We start from the raw sequence: 12,605 nt of genomic DNA on the forward strand, positions 1-12,605 counted from the left end.
CACCCGCGGGCCCGTGGAACCCCGCCCACCCGACGCGACAGCCGGGCCAGCATGCTGACCACAGCACGCAATTCGACCTTCAGCCGGACCGTTTAGCCGACCACTCCTTGATCACGAAAGATCGAGGCTAGGGCTGACGACAATATGGACCACCAACAGCGCGCAGCAGCCAATGCACATCACCGCTGCCCTCGAAGGGAGCGGCCTATAGCAGGGCATTCGGTCCGCCTGAAAGGCGGACAATCTCTGAGGCGCCCTAGCTTCTGTCTCTGGTGATCCCAACTGCTGGACGATGTCGAATCAGTCTCGACCAGAGGTATGAGATATGGTGGCGCTATATCTTATCCACGCCAAGAGAAACCGTTGATACCACCCGCACTAAATCCCTATTCCGGGCCTTGAAGGCGTACAAGGGTACCGAGAGTACACGCGGGCCGGTGTTGACTTTTCTCAACTAGTCGAACATATGCTCCAACTTTCGCAACAGCGCGGAACTAGAGGCCGAGCCGCAGCTACAGTCTGTTGCCGATCACTTGCGACCAACTTCGTCGTCACGAGCTTCTCACCATCGACGCCTCAAAACACACCTGGCTACAGTGAGTGGTGTTTCATTTGTGAAGGATGCCCAGATCGAGTTCAGCCAACAAAGAGCTTTGCCGCAGCCAGGCAGGCAGGCTTGCAGTACACAGCTTTCGAACACATATTTGCTAGTTGCTCTCGGAGTGGCTGGGAGACATGTCAAGTCGGAACTATCGAGGGGACTGGGGCGTTGACAAACATCCGTTCCCTTGAAATCTTTCACCAAGGCCCGGAAAGGCACTCAGTACGGTCGACGCAGCCGACGTTCGCGTCCACCACTTGTGCGCCCTTCTACCGGCGAACGTGCTACCCCTGCTGTATCGCTAGCCGCTGGGGGCTCAGTGAAAGAGGCAGTAGAAGTATTGAAGGACTTGGCGAAGTCGTGGAACGTACAGGTTAACTCGACCTCCGCCTTAGCCGCCGCTGTTGCCAGCGCCTCGGCAAGGGATGACGCGCAACGACGGGAGGACAAGCGCGATCCGCTCCGTCGCAAGCCAGGGTTAGGCAGGCTCCCCGCAGTCATGCGCGACATGTCGATCAAAATAACCCCGTGGGAGGTTCTGCATGCCCTCGGACGTGCCTCAGTGCTGTCCCGGCAGGGCGCAGGGCGGGGGCTGGCCGAGCACTGGAGCTGCCTGAAGTACTGCCAGGCTCTCGACGGCGCTTCCGGACACTACATGGCTCTGTCGCGGGAAGGTCTGAACCCGAGGCGTCACTACAAGACGGTCCAGTCAGGTGAGCTCGGGATCGGATTCGCCCTTGCTCTCGCGGAACACATCATCAGGGAGCGGTACCCAGATCACACGGTCTCCCTCATTGATGCGGATATCGCATTGCAGGCCGGCTGGGCCCTGACGGGCAAGGACGTCAAGCGACGCGACTGGATACGCCTGCGTCCCGACTATCTCCTAGAGGTGTGGAAACCCGGAGAGCCGTCGAAAGTCATTCCTCTTGCCTGCAGGGGCACCCATGGCAAGACCCAGTATGTGCACACCCAGCTGGCGAGCGCCTCGGCCCAAGTGGAGGCGGTACATGTGGGGCCGTGGAATACGACCCCCAGTCTGGTGATGTCCACAGAACTCCTTGGGCAGGGCGGCATTATCGTTCATGCGCTTCATGCCGAGGGTGACGGCTCGCTGTCCGTAGCGCCGGACGACCCGGCAGCCGACGCAAACCAAGCTCTAGATGACCTAAACATTTATCCCGAGGTACGGCTGCCTGCTGAGGGCGAAGAGGAGCCTCGCGTCAGCGGCTTTCAGGTGCAGCCTGAGCACTTCGCTTGGTTTCGGCGTGCGATTATCCGAGCGGGAGCGGCTGGCCTCATGGCCTTCACCGGTGGTGGGGACCCCACCGCGCAGTATCTGACAAAGCGGCAGGGCCGAGAGCACTTTGAAGGCTTTACCCATCCCGGAACTGGGATTGTCCAGGATGTCGCCCACCGCATTGGCGGCACCAAGTTCATAGGTACGGATCACGTATTCCGGTTGAACGGCACCCGCGTCGAGGCCTTCTCTGGCGTGGCAGAGAGCCTTTTCCTCCATCTGTACAACGGAAAGGTCGAACGGTACCGGCGCGCGGCCCACGCGTTGCGGTCGCAGTGGCTTTCTACAGAGGCCACTCAAGGATGGGACGGTCCTGTCTCCCTACGCGAGGATGGCTCCGTCATGGCGATGCGTCTCCTTTAGGCAACGAGTCGAAGTGCACCCACGGCTCCTCCTACCTAAGAGCCCAACAGCAAGGAGCAGCGTATGGCGAACGGACGACCTCAGTGGCAGCTTGTTGTGCTAACAGGCGGAGACGCACTGCGGCAGGAGCGGCTCACCCGGGATCTTCATGACAGGCTGCGCAGCGTGGAAGGACTCGATGTCACGTTCTCCTACGGCGACGCGTCCGCCGCGCCCGGACATAAGGGCGTCGGCTTGGCAGACGTGGCACTCTGGGCATCCGTAGCCACGGCCATTCGCCCGATTTCTCAGATCTTGGTCACACTGATCAAGGAATGGTGCGCCAAAGAGAGACACCGCAAAGTCGAGCTCACCTACGAAGACAATTCGATCACAATCACGGGCCGGCCGGACGAGGCTCAAGAGCGGATGGTCCACGACTTCCTGGAGAAGATCAGCGACGAAGACGGCGACGTTGTAGGCAACGTTCCATGAGCCGGCTGATTCGCCGAAGAGCCCTTCTGATCGGCAACGAGCAATACGACGACGCCCGCTTTCTTAGGTTGCCGGCTGCTCGGGCAGACGTATGGCAGCTTCGCCAAGTACTAGAACACCGCAATATCGGCGCCTTCTCTTCCGTAACGCCCCTGATCGACCTCACAGCCGATGACATGCGGCAAGCCATCAGCGAGTTCCTCGAGCAATGCGCGCAGGACGAGCTGGTCGTGGTGTACGTATCTGGGCACGGGACTCGGCTGGTCCAGGCTGGCGGAGAGTTCTTTTTCATTGCCACAGACACGGACTTTGACCGGATCTCTGAGACCGGGGTGAGCGCTGGTTTCGTCAACGAGCAGCTAGAGCAGTGCTGGGCTCCGCAAAAGGTCGTGATGATCGACGCGTGCCGCAGCGGCGGATTCACCGTCGGATTGCGTACCTCCGACCACCAGGCTCCTCGATCAGTGGCGAAGTCCGGCGAGGAAGCACTGCTGACCAGTCGCGGCGTCTACGTACTGTCCTCCTCGCGCGCTAGCGAGGATTCCTACGCCGACACCGTAGGCACCGCCGAGGCGAAGCCATCCGCCTTCACGGCCGAAGTGATCGAAGCCCTGAGGACGGGGAAAGTGGGCAAGGATGGCAGCGGCGAGGTGTCGGTGGAAGAGCTGTTTCAATACGTCAATCGGCGTATGCGGGCCCTGGGCCACCGGCAGGTACCCGTGAAGTCCGCGCATGGCGTCGATGATCGCATCATCATTGCCAGCTGCCCGCTTGGCAGCGCCCCACGCCTCGCTCCCTTAAGCCGCAGACCTGTAGATCAGCCAGCTGATCCAGTGCAGAGCCAGGCCCATAAGGCCGCACCATCCCAGCCCACGTGGAACGATCTGCTGGGCTACTACAAGGAGTGCATACTTTCGGACGACACCGAGACGCCGCTGATGTCCGTAGGCGATCACAACAAATCGTATGTCTGTCTCTCAGGTTCAGAACGCTTCCTCACTGGTGACGTGGACGAGGACGGCTGCGCAGCTCTACCCACGGAGGCGGCTTCTCTCATCGACTTAGCGACCGAGCAGAATGCCGAACTCTGGGCGGGCTATCCCGCCGTAGTCCTTAACGGACCTCGCGGTGCGCGTCCATGGCACCACCCGAAGTTCGCTCCTCTTCTGATACGCCGACTCGAAATCGTCCATCTAGACGGACAGGTGCGGTTGAAGCCTTACGGACCTGTCCAGCCGCATCCTCGGCTAACGCGTGAGTGGCTGGGCGAAGAGGAAGCCGCCCACCTAGCCGACACTTATCAGCCCACCTGGCATCGTGGGCAACACGATCGTATGGCCGTCGAAGTGCGCAACCTTCTTAGCCAGGAGTTCGAGTTACCATGCGTGCAGGAGCCACGCCCCGATCAACTCGACGACTACATTGATGTACGCACGCCCGCCCATGGCGCCCGTAACACTGCTGTCCTCTTTGTAGCACCGCGTGACACCAGGGCCACGAAGAAACTGATCGGCGATCTTGACGCCATCTCACAAAAAACGGCTTCCATCCGGGATACGGCACTTGCCGCCCTCTCGCCAGATCCAGTGGAGCGGGTGCAGGCGCTCTCACCCACCGACCCGACACCCTCGCGTTTGGTGACGCCTTTGCCCTGCAACGAGGCTCAATATGAGATCCTCCACTCCGCAATGACTCGCCGCTTCACCGTGGCGACCGGGCCGCCCGGAACCGGCAAGAGCCAGCTCGTGGTCAACGTTGTTGCCACCGCTGTAGTCAACGGCCAATCCGTACTCGTTGCGTCCAACAACAACGAGGCTGTTGATGAAGTCTGGCGCCGCTGCGAAGAGCTAGTTCCTGGCAGCATGGTGCGCACCGGTTCCGCTTCGGCGAAGACCATGGACTATACGCAGGCCGAGACCACCGCGTTGCACACGCTACGCGCCATGCCGCCTGCCGCATGCACCGTGGCGACGGCGACCATGGAGACTGAAGTGGCACGCGACCGGCTGTCGCGCGTATGGCAGGATCTCGCTCGCGTAGCAGTGACGGAGAGAGAACTGCGCCAGGCAGGCGAGGCACGTGAAGAACATTCCCGTCTCCTTGGCATGCCGACGGCCGAACTCCTCAGCCACCTTATAATGAATCTGGATCAAGTATCCAACAAGGCAAAACGCCTCGCCCGAGCACGCATCCTAGGTACATGGCGGCGAACCCGCCTATTGCGCCAGCTCGGCCTTAACAGGTACAACGGTGACACTGCTCAGGGCTGTATCGCGCTCGCCAACTTCGCAGCTGCAGAAGCCAACTGGCGCCGCAATTATCGGCAAGCAGCGGACGTGCGTGATGATGAGCTTTCTGCGACGCTGGATGCGGCTGAAAAGGCCGTCCAGACCGCCTCACGTGTCTTACTGGCAAGCACGGTCCAGACCAACGCTCGCAGTGGACGGCAGCGTATCCTTGCCCTGCTAGATACGCGGGACAGCGGCCGCAACGACTGGCCTGCGGCGAAGGAGATCTTACCTGCAGTGCCAGCCTGGTCTGTGACTAGCCTATCAGTACGGCGGCGCTTCCCCCCCAATCCCGGTCTCTTCGATCTGGTGATCATCGATGAGGCCAGCCAGTGCGCCATTCCGCACGTCCTGCCTCTCTTCTTTCGGGCTCGGCGTGCTCTGGTCATCGGCGATGTTATGCAGCTGCCCCATATCGCGAAGATCACCTCCGAACAGGAGGCCATCATCCGCCACAAAGCCGGGCTGCGTCCGGACTGGCTGGAAAAGCATCGCCTTGCATATCGACGACATTCTGCTTTCCACGCTGCCGAATGCTCCGCTGGTGGCAGCTTGCTCCTCGACGAGCACTTCCGCTGTCACCCGAACATCGCCTCTCTCTCCAATAAACTTTTCTATGACAGCCAGTTGACAGTACTCACAGATACACGAAGCCGGCAGTCGTTGCCTCACCCTCCAGTTTTCTGGTCCCACATAGCAGGAAGGCCCGCTCGCAATCGCTATGGAGACTCCTGGATAAACAACGACGAGATCGTTCAGGTTGACCGTTTCGTCCAGCAGCTACTAGCGAGACTGCCAGCGGATGCAACCATCGGCGTGGTCACTCCCTTTAGAGGCCAGGCCGAAGAGCTACACCGTCGATTGAGCCGATACGGCCATGAGCGATTGCGCGTCGGCACAGTACACACCTTCCAGGGAGGTGAGCGCGACGTCATGGTGTTCTCTCTCGTCGCCGGCGAAGGGATGCACCCAGGCGCAATAAGCTGGGTCGATCGACAGCTCAACCTCTGGAACGTCGCCATCACCCGAGCCCGTACTCACCTCATCGTGGTCGGCGACAGAGGCCTCTGGGGAAAGCGGGGCAGCGTTGCTACGACCCTGTTGGAGGCCGCCGATGCAGCCATACCTCATAGCCGCGAAGAAGATTCGGACAAACTACTAAAACGCCTCTACCAAGAGTTGTCCAAACGACCGCGCACCAATGTCACACTCGGGGAAAGCATCAATGGGCATCCGGCAGATGCGATTCTACGGAACAGCGAAGGAGCTCCAACCGCGGTGTTGCTGGACCCAGGCCCAGACGACGACAGCGATGCAGCACGACACATACGGTTGATGCTGCACCGCAGGAACCTCATGGACGGCGCTGATCGCGAAGGTACAGCCATACGCTACCCGGCATGGAAGCTGTACGACCTCAACGCAGGCTGAAGAGAGCGTGAATCTCCCCTTCCGTGAAGCAATGAGGCTCAAGGGGCCATCACGGGCGCCCGCGCCCGTGATGGCCCGGTCGGCTTGTTCGGGGATATGCATGGGATGATCTTGCATGACTCGGGCGCCGCATAGTATCTTCGCCCAGCTCAAAGGGCCTGAATCTACGGAGAAGCCTCCGCTCTCCTAAAGCGGGTGCCGCAGGTTCGAATCCTGCCGGGGGCACCAGGTTCGACCAGCAGCAAAGCGCCCTTGACCAGCGGGAACATCGGTCAAGGGCTTCCTGATGTGTCCGGCGCTGTCCGGCTGTCACTGATCGTCTGCGGTTGATCCTTCCCAATGCCTTCCCACAGGCAGTCGTCGCTGCCGTTGAGATGGCGGCACCAGCCCAGTGCGGCCTAGCGTAGAAGAGTGATCAGGCGGTTCTACCCCCGGGCGTTCGAACACCTCCAAGCTGCACATCACGCGAAGTCTACGACCGGCGGGAACCCGATCCCGGCGTTGCCGCCTGTGATCAGAAAGGTGCGGCTTTCGGCCCGCGGCAGCCGATGGACATCCCACGGCATAGGTATCTCTCCTTCTGGTGTCACCAGGTCACATGCAGCGACTTCAGTCCGAACACGACACTGAAGAGGCGGAATTCGACCTGGTCGTCCGGTTCGGCCAGCGCGAGCCGGGGGAAGCGCCGGAGCAGCGCCGGGAACGCGATGCGCATCTCCATTCGGGCCAGCGGAGCCCCGAGGCAGTGGTGCAGTCCGTGGCCGAACGCGACATGGCCGGCGGCTTTTCGCGTGATGTCGAGGGTGTCGGGTTTCTCTATGAAGGAGCTGTCCCGGTTGGCGGCGGACAGCGACGGGAGTACGAGCGAACCCGCGGGGATCGTGTGCCCGGCCAGTTCCACTTCCGTGGTGGTGGTGCGCGGCGGCAGCGAGTGCACGATGGACAGCCAGCGCAGCATCTCCTCCACGGCCGGCTCGACCCTGGCGGGATCGTCGCGGATCAGGGCGAGTTGGTCCGGGTGCCGCAGCAGGGCCAGGGTTCCCAGACCGAGCATGTTCGAGGTCGTCTCATGTCCGGCCAGCAAAAGGAGGCTGGCGACTCCGATCAGCTCATTGGTGGTCAGGTCGTCGCCGTGCTCGCGGACCAGCATCCCCAGCATGTCCTCGCCGGGGTCGGCCTGGGCACGGGCGACCAGGCCCGCCATGTACTCGCGGTCCTGCCAACGTGCCGCGATCCGCTCCTCCTCCGGCAACGAGATGTCCAGCAGGCGAGCGGAGCGGTCCTGGAACTCGGCGCGTTCGGCGTAGGGCACCCCCAGCAACTCACTGATCACCAAGGACGGCACCGGCAGCGCGAAGTTCGACACCAGATCGGCCGGCTTGCCGGCCCCTTCCATGTCGTCCAGCGCCGCATCCACGATCTCGGTGATCCGTGGCTGAAGCCGGCGCATCCGGCGCACCGTGAACTCCGGGGTCAGCATCCGGCGCAACCGCGTGTGATCCGGTGGGTCGAGCCCGATCAGGTTCCCGGACCGCAGCGCGTCCCGCTCCTCCTCGCTCACCTGCGTCGCGCCACCGGGTATGCCGCCCGCGCGGAAGGCACTGCTGAACCGGGTCGGGTCCGACAGCACCTCGCGCACATCCTCGTAGCGAAGAACGAGATACGCGGGCACGCCGAACGGCGTCATCACCCGCGCCACGCCCTTACCGTCGCGCGCCTGGGCCAGCTCCTCGACCGGGTCGAAACCGTTGCGCCGCATCTGCAGCGGCAACTCCGGGGCTTCCGTCATGGTCCGTCCACTCTTTCCTGGTTGTTGTGAGACCGTCCTGCACCTGCCCGCTTCAGGCCGAGAAGGTGGATGCGTAGGACACGCCGGTCAGGTCCTCCGAGAGCTGCCACAGTCGCCGCGCGGTCTGCAGGTCCTCGGCCGCGGGGTCCGGACGGACCGTCGTGGGATGTCCGCGCAGCTCTCGGAAGCCGTCCGGACCGAAGAACTGGCCACCCTCGACAGCGGGCGCGGTCGCCGCGTACAGCTGGGGCAGGGCGCCCATCGAGGCGTCCTGGGCCATCAGCCCGCGACCGAGTGTGACGAAGGTCCGCAGGAGGCCGGTCGGCCCGCTGGTCTGCAGGTTCGTGGCCGAGAACCCGGGATGGGCCAGCAGGCTGCGCACCGGACTGCCCACCGCGCGCAGCCGACGGTCCAACTCCAGCGCGAACACGACGTTGGCGAACTTGGACTGCCGGTAGAACCGCATCGGTGCGTACCTCCGGGCGCCGGTCAGGTCGTCGAAGTCGATCCGCGCGCCGCGGTGCAGATCAGAGACGACGGTCACCACCCGCGGATCGCGGCCGGCTTGCAGCAGGTCCAGCAGCAGGCCGGTGAGGGCGAAGTGGCCCAGATGGTTACTGGCGAACTGCACCTCCTGGCCCTGTCGATTCAGCGTGCGGGGCGGCCCCATCACACCGGCGTTGTTGATCAGGAGGTCCACTCCCAGGCCGCGGTCATGCATCCTGGCGGCGAACGCTGTGACGGAGTCCAGGTCGGCCAGGTCCAGACGACGTACCTCCAGGCGCGCACCGGGCCGGGCACCGATGATCGTCGCGGCCGCCCTGCGCCCCTTGGCCTCGTCGCGCACCGCCAGCACGACGTGCGCGCCGCGCCGGGCGAGTTCTCGGGTGGTGGCCAGGCCGAGGCCGCTGTTGGCCCCGGTGACGACGGCCGTCCGCCCGTTCAGGTCGGGGATTCTGTCTGCGGTCCACTTGCTTCCCGCCATGATTCCCAGGCTGTCACGATTGACTCATTGAGTCAATTGCTTCCTGGCGAGACTGGATTAACGCGAGGTAGCATGCGCTGGTGGATATGTACGCAGCCCCAGCGGTCGACATGGCCGAGCGCAAGCGTCAGCTAGTGCGCGACGAGCTGACCGAAGCCGCCGTCAAGTTGCTGGCCAGTCAGGGATTCGACGAGACGACGGTCGAGCAGATCGCGGCCGCCGTGGGGATGTCGCGCCGCACGTTCTCCCGCTACTTCGAGTCCAAGGAAGACGTCATTGTGCACATGCTCGCGGGAGCCGGCACGCAGTTGTGTGCGGCACTGCGCGCCCGGCCGGCCGACGAGCCGCCCGCGGTGGCATTGCGTCACGCGCTGTCGGTGATCACGGCGCTGATGGCCGGCAATCCGGACAAGACGCAGCATGTGACCGGGCTGATGCTCGGTACACCGGCTCTGCTGGCCCGGTTCCTGGAACGGCAGTCGTACTGGCAGGACGAGATGACGACGATCCTGGCGGAGCGCACCGGTCTCGCCCCGGAGGCCGATCTGCGGCCGAGGATCGCCGCCGGTGTCGCATTGACCGCGTTCAATGCCGCGCTGCGTCGCTGGGTGGACGGCGGTGGCACCGCCGACATGGACGAACTGGTCGACGAGGCTTTCGCGGCTGTCACGCCGGCACTCGACCTCACCACCGGCACGAACTGACCCAGGCTTCTGCCAACAGAAAAGCGGTGTGGGCCGCCGCAGACTGGCCCACACCGCGTTCTGGCGCCACATCACCGGACGTCATCCGAAGTTCTCGATCAGAATGCTCCGTTTGTCGACGCCCGCCGCCGTCAGTTCGTCCCGGACAGTCGTGATGAGCCGACGCGAGCCGCAAGTGTAGAACAGGGCCTCCGGCGTTGCGGCGGCCTGCGCCCGGACATGGCCGATGAGCTCCTCGGGCCGCACCCCCGCGTACTCCGCGACGAGCGGCTCGAGTTCGTGACGGTACAGGAAGTCGCCACGCTGGACCTGAATCACCCGCAGATCGAAGCCGCCGCGACGGTGCGCCTCGAGTATCAACGAACGGAACGGAGCCATGCCCACGCCGCCGGCGATGAACACGAGCGGTTTACCGGTGGGCCGTTTGGGGAGCACAACGTTGCCGCCGACCAAGAACGCCCTCACCCGGTCCCCCGGTCGAAGAGTATGGAGACGGCGCTTGTAGCGGCTTCCGGATCCAATATGGACGGTGAACATCAACTCCTCCTCATGTGGTGCGGAAGCGAACGACAGCTCCCGCACCGCACCGCCCGACCAGAGCGCCCCGATCTGCAGATGGACGTACCGTCCTCCCTCGTAGCGAAGCGTGGGATGGCGAAACCAGTAGGAGTAGACGTCGTCGTACTCGTGAGCTTTCCGGATGAAGATCGCCGGGGACATGATCGCCTCTTTCTCCGAAACGGGTCAGCCGGTACTTCACCGGACGTCGTAGGGGTGCTCGGCGCCCTCGCGCTTGGTGTAGATGTCCCAGTAGCGCTCGGCGATGGTGTCGGCCTGGGTTTCCGGGCCGCCGGAGCCGATCCAGGCGAAGATCGGCACGTGCGCCGCGTACACGCCCGTGCCGGTGAGCACCTGGTTGAGCTTGAGCACGTAGGCCCGAAGGGCGGCCGTGGCGACGGCGATGTTGCCGAACTCGGGCGGCCCGGCGAGTACCTCCAGAGAGGACCCGCCGGTGGTGAACAGGAGGGTGCCGGCGTCGCGTTCGATCATCTCGGGGAGTACCTGCTGTGCCGCGGTGAGACCGCCGTAGAGGTAGTAGTCCAGCTCCGGCTGGAGGTTCTCCACCGTCGCGTCCAACGGAGCAATCATGGCCTCGGGGTTCATCTTCGGCGCGGGCGAGTACTCCAGTACGTCGACTTGGCCGAACCGCTCCTTGATGCGGGTGAACGCGGCGGCCAGGGACGGCCGGTCCGTGACATCGGCCGCGAACCCGGCCGCCTCGATCCCCGCCTCGCCCAATTCTGCGGCGAGCCCGTCCAGTTTCTCCTGGGTCCGTGCCACGAGCGCCACGGAGAAACCGTTACGGCCGAACACCTTGGCGATCGACAGGCCCATGCCGGAGCCGGCCCCGACAATGGCGATGGTAGGCATGAAAATGTCCTTTCGAGAAAAGCGATCAGATGACGAAATCGGGCAGTCTTCGACGCGAGCTGAAGCCGACAGCCCGGGTCAGGACGAGGCGGCGAGGGCGAAGCGGACCCCAGTCAGCTCCTCGGACAGATCCCACAGCCGACGTGCCGTGTCCGGGTCTTCGGCCGCAGGGTCCGGAGGGACCGTCGTGGGATGCCCGCGGAATTCCTTCCAGCCGTCGGGACCGTAGAGCTCTCCACCGCGGGCGTCCGGCGCGGTCGCGGCGTACAGCTGGGGCAGCACGCCCCGGTCGACGTCTTGGGAGACCAGAGCCTTGACGATCGCGCCGCCCACTTTGATCAGGCCGGTCGGGCCGGTGGACGTCAGGTTCGTGGCCGAGAGCCCGGGATGGGCCAGCAGGCTGCGCACCGGACTCCCCGCAGCGCGCAGCCTGCGATCGAGTTCCAACCCGAACAGGACATTGGCGAACTTCGACTGGTCGTAATACGCCACCGGCGCGTACTTCCGCTCACCGGTCAGGTCGTCGAAAAAGATCTTGCCGCCGTGGTGCCCCACCGAGGTGACGGTCACCACCCGGGGATCGCTGCCCGCCTGCAGCAGGTCCAACAGCAAGCCGGTGAGGGCGAAATGGCCCAGGTGATTGCCGGCGAACTGCGACTCGTGCCCCTGCGGGGACAACCGGCGGGGCGCCGCCATCACTCCCGCGTTGTTGACCAGGACGTCCACCCCCACCCCGTCGGCGTGCATCCCGGCGGCGAACGCGCGCACCGAATCCAGGTCGACGAGGTCCACGTGGCGCACCTCAAGGCTCGCCCCGGGGTGGGCGTCACTGATCTCCGCGGCGGCTTGGCGCCCCTTGGCCTCGTTCCGCACGGCCATCACGACATGCGCGCCGCGGCGAGCCACGTGCCGGGTGGTGGCCAGTCCGAGGCCGCTGTTGGCCCCGGTGACGACGAAGGTCCTTCCGGCCAGGTCCGGGATCCGGTCGGCCGTCCATTTGCTCTCCATGTGACTCATCCTGACATCCATGTCTCAATGTGTCAATCAGATCCCGGTGTGACGAAATCGGGCGCGAGGCGGCATCTGGCCGCAGTTGATCCGGGCGGCGGCGCTAACCCAGCCACCCATGCGGTGCCCGGCCCCGCACATCGAGGCCGGGCACCGTATGCCATGCCCATCAGGTCCACTTCCCGAGGGGCGAGCGGCTCCCCATGCGGGCGCGGAGGCGGCACAGCGGGA

Annotated in this window: 9 protein-coding genes; 4 read left to right on the top strand and 5 right to left on the bottom strand. The window is 64.0% G+C overall.

Annotated features, from left to right (window positions below; translation table 11 throughout):
* Positions 1-920: 920 nt before the first annotated feature.
* The 3 genes from ABN273_RS56670 (at position 921) to ABN273_RS56680 (ending at position 6,457) form a co-directional block, all read left to right on the top strand.
* Positions 921-2,264, top strand: a complete 1,344-nt coding sequence (locus ABN273_RS56670) for a hypothetical protein (protein ID WP_349458080.1) — start codon at positions 921-923, stop codon at positions 2,262-2,264.
* 63 nt (positions 2,265-2,327) lie between these two features.
* On the top strand, positions 2,328-2,738 hold the full coding sequence (locus ABN273_RS56675; protein WP_349458081.1) for a hypothetical protein: 411 nt from the start codon (positions 2,328-2,330) through the stop codon (positions 2,736-2,738).
* A complete protein-coding gene (locus ABN273_RS56680) occupies positions 2,735-6,457 on the top strand; it encodes a caspase, EACC1-associated type (RefSeq protein ID WP_349458082.1) in 3,723 nt (1,240 codons plus the stop codon). The genes ABN273_RS56675 and ABN273_RS56680 overlap by 4 nt, the downstream gene beginning before the upstream one ends.
* A gap of 586 nt (positions 6,458-7,043) precedes the next feature.
* Here the strand turns inward: ABN273_RS56680 and ABN273_RS56685 are convergent.
* Positions 7,044-8,246 carry a cytochrome P450 gene (locus ABN273_RS56685; protein ID WP_349458083.1) on the bottom strand — a complete coding sequence of 401 codons (1,203 nt, stop codon included), beginning with the start codon at positions 8,244-8,246 and terminating at the stop codon, positions 7,044-7,046.
* Positions 8,247-8,298: 52 nt separating this feature from the next.
* A complete protein-coding gene (locus ABN273_RS56690) occupies positions 8,299-9,231 on the bottom strand; it encodes an oxidoreductase (RefSeq protein WP_349458084.1) in 933 nt (310 codons plus the stop codon).
* A gap of 110 nt (positions 9,232-9,341) precedes the next feature.
* Here ABN273_RS56690 and ABN273_RS56695 point away from each other — a divergent pair, with 110 nt between their 5' ends.
* The gene (locus tag ABN273_RS56695; protein WP_349458085.1) at positions 9,342-9,935 is read left to right on the top strand and encodes an acyl-CoA-like ligand-binding transcription factor; all 594 of its coding nucleotides are present in this window, start codon (positions 9,342-9,344) and stop codon (positions 9,933-9,935) included.
* 81 nt (positions 9,936-10,016) lie between these two features.
* Here the strand turns inward: ABN273_RS56695 and ABN273_RS56700 are convergent, their stop codons facing one another.
* From ABN273_RS56700 to ABN273_RS56710, 3 genes are all read right to left on the bottom strand, one after another.
* Positions 10,017-10,655: a ferredoxin--NADP reductase gene (locus ABN273_RS56700; RefSeq protein WP_349458086.1), complete on the bottom strand. Its 639-nt coding sequence runs from the start codon at positions 10,653-10,655 to the stop codon at positions 10,017-10,019.
* 36 nt (positions 10,656-10,691) lie between these two features.
* On the bottom strand, positions 10,692-11,366 hold the full coding sequence (locus tag ABN273_RS56705) for an SDR family NAD(P)-dependent oxidoreductase (RefSeq protein ID WP_349458087.1): 675 nt from the start codon (positions 11,364-11,366) through the stop codon (positions 10,692-10,694).
* 78 nt (positions 11,367-11,444) lie between these two features.
* Positions 11,445-12,374 (bottom strand): oxidoreductase, encoded by a 930-nt coding sequence (locus ABN273_RS56710; RefSeq protein ID WP_349458088.1) that lies wholly within the window; start codon positions 12,372-12,374, stop codon positions 11,445-11,447.
* Positions 12,375-12,605 lie beyond the last annotated feature (231 nt).

The organism is Nonomuraea sp. B19D2 (genome assembly GCF_040137845.1).
GTDB lineage: Bacteria > Actinomycetota > Actinomycetes > Streptosporangiales > Streptosporangiaceae > Nonomuraea.

What these genes read in the sequence shown, in the direction of transcription:
- ABN273_RS56675 (WP_349458081.1), top strand. Translation starts at nt 2,328, where the DNA reads ATGGCGAACGGACGACCTCAGTGGCAGCTTGTTGTGCTAACAGGCGGA.
- ABN273_RS56680 (WP_349458082.1), top strand. Translation starts at nt 2,735, where the DNA reads ATGAGCCGGCTGATTCGCCGAAGAGCCCTTCTGATCGGCAACGAGCAA.
- ABN273_RS56685 (WP_349458083.1), bottom strand. Translation starts at nt 8,246, where the DNA reads ATGACGGAAGCCCCGGAGTTGCCGCTGCAGATGCGGCGCAACGGTTTC.
- ABN273_RS56690 (WP_349458084.1), bottom strand. Translation starts at nt 9,231, where the DNA reads ATGGCGGGAAGCAAGTGGACCGCAGACAGAATCCCCGACCTGAACGGG.
- ABN273_RS56695 (WP_349458085.1), top strand. Translation starts at nt 9,342, where the DNA reads ATGGCCGAGCGCAAGCGTCAGCTAGTGCGCGACGAGCTGACCGAAGCC.
- ABN273_RS56700 (WP_349458086.1), bottom strand. Translation starts at nt 10,655, where the DNA reads ATGTCCCCGGCGATCTTCATCCGGAAAGCTCACGAGTACGACGACGTC.
- ABN273_RS56705 (WP_349458087.1), bottom strand. Translation starts at nt 11,366, where the DNA reads ATGCCTACCATCGCCATTGTCGGGGCCGGCTCCGGCATGGGCCTGTCG.
- ABN273_RS56710 (WP_349458088.1), bottom strand. Translation starts at nt 12,374, where the DNA reads ATGGAGAGCAAATGGACGGCCGACCGGATCCCGGACCTGGCCGGAAGG.